4 protein-coding genes are annotated in these 5051 nt (G+C 69.9%); all 4 read right to left on the bottom strand.

Annotated elements, in window-relative coordinates; translation table 11 throughout:
- Positions 1-243: 243 nt before the first annotated feature.
- The 4 genes from RM812_RS40500 to RM812_RS43245 all read right to left on the bottom strand — a co-directional run bounded on the left by RM812_RS40500 (position 244) and on the right by RM812_RS43245 (position 4792).
- The gene (locus RM812_RS40500; RefSeq protein ID WP_311585767.1) at positions 244-1755 is read right to left on the bottom strand and encodes a serine/threonine-protein kinase; all 1512 of its coding nucleotides are present in this window, start codon (positions 1753-1755) and stop codon (positions 244-246) included.
- 434 nt (positions 1756-2189) lie between these two features.
- Entirely contained in the window at positions 2190-3266 is a 1077-nt protein-coding gene (locus RM812_RS40495) for a PhlD (RefSeq protein ID WP_311585765.1), read from the bottom strand.
- A 35-nt stretch (positions 3267-3301) separates the two neighbouring features.
- Positions 3302-4231 carry an MBL fold metallo-hydrolase gene (locus RM812_RS40490; RefSeq protein WP_311585763.1) on the bottom strand — a complete coding sequence of 310 codons (930 nt, stop codon included), beginning with the start codon at positions 4229-4231 and terminating at the stop codon, positions 3302-3304.
- 150 nt (positions 4232-4381) lie between these two features.
- Positions 4382-4792, bottom strand: a complete 411-nt coding sequence (locus RM812_RS43245; protein WP_394816601.1) for a hypothetical protein — start codon at positions 4790-4792, stop codon at positions 4382-4384.
- Positions 4793-5051: the final 259 nt, after the last annotated feature.

The following is a 5051-nucleotide window of genomic DNA, read 5'->3' as shown; positions in this document are numbered from 1 at the left end:
CTGCGCCCCGATCTGCCGGGCCTGCGCGACTACGCGCAGCGGACGATGGTGTCCCCCATCTGACCTCCGTACATCCCGACACGCACTCCCTGGCCGGGCATCCGGCGCTGGGTACCTGGCGGATTCTGGACGGAAGAGAGCACATGCTCGGGTCGGCGGATACCGCTTCGCCACTTTCATCGACGGCCGCCGTCGCGATGCTTTCCGCGGGTCGTAGTCGTCGCCGCGGCCTCGCGGCCGCCTCTACAGGCAAGCCGCCTTGCTTCGATCAGCTCGTCGTTCGGGCTGCGGCAGCAGTCCCGGGGCTGCGGCGACAAGTGCGACCAGCAGCCAGACCCCCACTCCCATCGTCACGGTTGCGGCCACCGGCAACTGCCCCGTGAGTACAACCAGCACCGCCGCGTTGGCCATACCCGCCGTGGCGCCGGCTTCCACCCGGGCCCCCTCGCCGGCGATCAAGAAGATCAGCCTGCCGACCAGCGTGCACCCCCCGAGCAGCACCGGGCCCGCGACCACCAGAATGGTCAGCGCGATCCACCACGGCGCCGGCGACCAGAACGCCAGGTACAGGCTCAGCATGCCGCCTGCCGCCAGAGCCATCAGCACGGTTCCGCCCGAGGCGGCCTCTTCCTCGTCATGCGGCCCGCACAGCGCCCACAGAGTCACGCCCACTACCGCGGCCAGGGCCGCCGCCGCCCACCCGGGCATCCCGGTGAACAGCGACAGCTGCCCCCACAGCCCGGCCGCTCCCGAAAGCGCCGACCACCCTCCGCCCATCCCGCGCGCAGGCCCGGCAGTCCGCAGTGGTGCGGCGGCCGAAGAGGCTGGACCCGGCGAGGGGGCAGCCGGCCGGGGCAGGGGGACGGCGGGCGGTTCCGCGGCGCTCCCGCGGCACGGCGCCGTCTGCGTCACCATCTCCCACATGGCGGTCTCCGTCTCCGCAGCGACCTGAGGAACCGGCTCCAGGGCCGCGGCCAGGCGACGCTCGACGGTCACTGCATCCGGACGCCGGGCAGGATCTACGCGCAGCAGGTCCAGCACCAGCTCCTCGAGCGCGGACGGCACCCCCGGCCGCACCCGCCGCAACGGCACAGGCTCGGCACCCTCGGCCCGCACCCTGCCCCGCCCGAACGGCGGCTGCCCGGTGAGCAGTTCATACAACAGGCACCCCAGTGCATACAGATCGCACCGGCCATTAACCGCATCACCCCGCAGCTGCTCGGGCGCCATGTATGCGGGCGTGCCCATCACCGTGACCGTCTGCATGCCAGCGTCGAGCCGGGCAATCCCGAAGTCGACAAGCACGACCGTGCCCTCGGGCGACAGCATCACGTTGGCCGGCTTCACGTCCCGGTGCACGACCCCGGCAGCATGGGCGTCGCGCAGTCCTCGGCACAGCTGCAGTCCCCACGCCACCACGTCCTCCACCGCCGGCAGGCCGCCGGCCAGCACGGTGCTCAGCGGCACGCCCGGGAGCAGGTCCAGTACCAGGAAGCCGATCCGGTGTCCGCCGACGAGGTCCTCGCCGACATCGTGCACGGCTACTACGTGCGCGCTGCGCAGCCGCCCCATCGCCCGAGCCTCTCGCTCGAAGCGGAGCCGCTGGGCCTCGGGTGCCGCGGACAGAGCAACGACCTTGACGGCGACCTCGCGCTCCAGCCGCTCGTCGACGGCCCGGTAGACCGTGCCCATCCCACCCGCGCCGAGAACCTCGCGCAGCACATACCGGCCGGCGAGCCGCTCGCCCTGAAACATCACACTCAACCTTCCTGGCGACAGGAGCCCCGCGGCCTGGCCGGCGCGGCGACGCAAGCTGCCGCGGGCGGTGCCTGCACCGTGGCGGCAACTCCCGGCCTGACACCGCGGCGCCCCTCCTTCCCGGGCACCGGCATAGGGCCGGACTGTCTCCGCCGCGCCAGTGTTCCATATCGCTCAAAAGGCCCCATCTCGCGCGACCGTTCACCACGGGCAGCCGTAGCTGGCACAGATTCCGGCAGCCACCGGATAGTTGCCTGGAGCTGGGACGATTCTCCCGGCGGTCCACGGATGCGCGGGCATGGCTGTATGCGCGACGTGTGGAGGCCGTGGGCCGCGGACTCGGTCGAGCGGAGCCGGTCGGGCGTTGAGGGACGGGGCCTGTGGGGCGACTCCGTCGCGAGCGGTGGGGCTCGGAGCGGGCCGGTGTCGGCTCAGGTCCGCCAGGTGGCGGTGGCGGCGGTGGCGGCGAAGCCCGGGCCGACACCGAGGAGCAGGCCGCGGGCGCCGTCGGCAGGAGGGTCGTCGTGGGTGCGGGAGAGCACGGACAGGACGCCTACGCCGCCCAGGTTCCCGTCCTCGCGCATCGTGGACCAGGTGTGTCGGGTCACCTTGGCCTTGTCCTCCAGGCCTGGCTCCTGATCGATGCCGAGGCCTCGCTCGGCGTCTTCGATGATCCTCGGGCCTCCTGGGTGCAGCACGGTGAACTCGACCTGTTCCAGCCCCTGTTCGGACAGGTGGCCGTGCAGGGCCGGCATGATGTCGCTGACGGCCTCGGTGGCCGACCGCTCGGAGTCGAAGTGCAGCCCGTGCGCGTCCAAGCGGCCCGAGTAGCGCTGCCGGCTGCCCGGCAGGACGTACTCCCACACGCTGTCGATGCGCAGGCCCGGCCCCAGGGGCTCGCTGGTGACCAGGCACGCGCCGCCGGAGTCGCCGAAGAGCGTTTTGTAGATCATGGACTCGGTGTTGGTGTCCTGATGGGAGTAGACGGTGCTCAGCATCTCGGCGACGACGACGAGGACCGTGTTCCCGGGGTGGGCCGCGACGTGTTCGGCGGCACGGGCCAGGGCGTGGGCGCCGCCGACGCAGCCCAGCGTACTCATCGGAATCCGGCGCACGTCGGGGCGCAGTCCCAGCTCTTCGATGAGGTGGACGTCCAGCCCCGGCACCGTCCAGGAGGTGGTGTGAGAGGTGACCACGCAGTCGACGTCAGCCGCAGTGAGACGGGCGGCCTGCAGAGACTGGCAGGCTGCCTGAACGGCGAGGCCGGCCGCGTCGGTGAACGCGATCTCGTTGCGTTCGGCGATGGGGGCGTCGCCCGAGATCGCCCGGTGGGCGAGGGGACGGGTGAAGCGGCGGGTGGCGACCTGGGTGCGGCGGGCGTAACGCAGCATGACGCCGAGACGGGGGAGGTTCGGATGGGCGTGCTGGATGTCTTCGCAGATCTCGTCGGTGGTGACCTGATGCGGCGGCAGCGCGATGGTCGGGCGGCTGACGTACGCGGGTGGCATGAAAGCTCCGGGAAGGATAAGGAGGCGGGCGCAGGTCAGGTGCGCGAGCCGAAGTCGGTGAGCAGGGTGTGACGCTCGGGAATGGAGGTTGGGACGCATCCCGGAGCCAGACGTACCGCCGTGCTGAGCATGTCGACGAGCGGCAACGGGGCGGTCACCTGGTCGAGGTGGCGGTACTCCGTGATGGCGAGCACGGCCAGCCGCTCGGTCAGGCCCAGGTCCGCCCGCCGGTGCTCGCGCAGAAGCACCTGGGCGGCCTCCTGTACCGGGAGTCCCCTGGCATGCAGCGAGTGGATGCGGTCGCGCACCTCACCGACGAACTCCATGTAGCTGCGGACTTCGGCCGGGCCGATGAGGGGACCGTGCCCGGGGACAACGACCTGCGGGGCGAGGTCGAGGATCTGCTGGCAGGCGTCCAGAACACCGCCGAGCGGACCCGCCCAGTGGACCGGAACGTCCCCGACGAAGACCACATCGCCGGCGCACACCACGCCGCTGTCCGGAATGTGCACGATCAGGTCACCGACCGTGTGCGCGGGCCCGACCTCGATCAGTTCGACGGAAGTAGAACCGACCTGAAGAGTGAGCCTTTCGCTGAAGGTGCGGGTGGGCGGGGTCAGACGCAGCCCGCGGTAGTCGTAGCGCCCGAAGTGGGCCAGCAGGTAACGCTGGAACGGATCGTCCGCCTGGCACCGATCCAGAAGCGTCTGCATCTGCTCGGGCGCCGGCTCGGCGCACAGGTGCTCGAGGTTGGCGGCGGTCGAGACGATTTCCGCGTCGGGGAACAGACTGTTGCCGTAGCTGTGGTCGCCGTTGGCGTGCGAGTTGACGACCGTCGATATCGCAGCAGACGGCGGCAGCACGCGATGTGCTGCCGCCGTCAGGGTTCTCGTCAGTTCTGCCGTGTAGGGCGTGTCCACAAGCAGCGCCCCCTCGACGGAGGCAACGAGAACACAGTTCGCCATTCCCCACGTTCCGGGGAATTCAGGGGGCCACGCGGAGACACAAGGATCGATCTCGACAAGGGCAGTTGGGACATGCATGTGCGCATTGTGATCAGTGCGGGTCCGCGAATCGCTGCGTTGTGAAGAAAAGCACACGCAACCGGGAGCGGTCTAGCCGGGGTGACCTATTTGACCTGCTATTGAGGCATTCGCTCTTTCGCCGTCAGGATGGAAGATCACGATGATCGCCCTCGTGTGCGGGGAGGCGTACGGCGCCGAGGCGACCATCTTCGCGATGCCCGGCCCGTACAAGGGGTGGTTCAGCCGGCGCACCACGCCGTCAGGCGCTATCGACGGGCTGCCCAGGGCGGTGTAGATCGGGCCCGCAACGGGGTCGGCACGCACGTCCGCGTCGATGGCACACAAGTCCTCACTGTGGGCGTTCTCGGCAAGCGCGGCCTGCAACTGGGAGGACAGTGACGGAGCCCAGATGGTCTCCCAGTCCATCAGCGTGGTGCGCGCCTCCTCGCTCAGGAGCATCCAACGGGCCGTGTTCTGCGGCGCCTTGCCGCCCTCGAACATGGCCGCGAAGGCGGAGTTGGTCGATGTCTTCCAGGGCGACGCCCTGGTGCTCCTGCCCGAGAAAGGCAAGCCCGACATCCTGGACTACCGCTACGCCCAGACCGATTCGCGCTGACACCTGGGCTGATGCAGATAGCCGGAGGCTCAACGACGAAGGGACCCGGCATCTGCCGGGTCCCTTCGTTCTCGTAGCGGGGACAGGATTTGAACCTGCGACCTCTGGGTTATGAGCCCAGCGAGCTACCGAGCTGCTCCACCC

Source organism: Streptomyces lancefieldiae (assembly GCF_031845825.1).
GTDB classification, from domain to species: Bacteria; Actinomycetota; Actinomycetes; order Streptomycetales; family Streptomycetaceae; genus Streptomyces; species Streptomyces lancefieldiae.
Note: the sequence above shows the minus strand (reverse complement) of the source record. Positions and strands in the feature narration are given on the sequence as shown.

Coding starts and splice junctions, on each gene's coding strand:
- RM812_RS40500 (WP_311585767.1), bottom strand. CDS start 1,755: ATGTTTCAGGGCGAGCGGCTCGCCGGCCGGTATGTGCTGCGCGAGGTT.
- RM812_RS40495 (WP_311585765.1), bottom strand. CDS start 3,266: ATGCCACCCGCGTACGTCAGCCGCCCGACCATCGCGCTGCCGCCGCAT.
- RM812_RS40490 (WP_311585763.1), bottom strand. CDS start 4,231: ATGGCGAACTGTGTTCTCGTTGCCTCCGTCGAGGGGGCGCTGCTTGTG.
- RM812_RS43245 (WP_394816601.1), bottom strand. CDS start 4,792: ATGTTCGAGGGCGGCAAGGCGCCGCAGAACACGGCCCGTTGGATGCTC.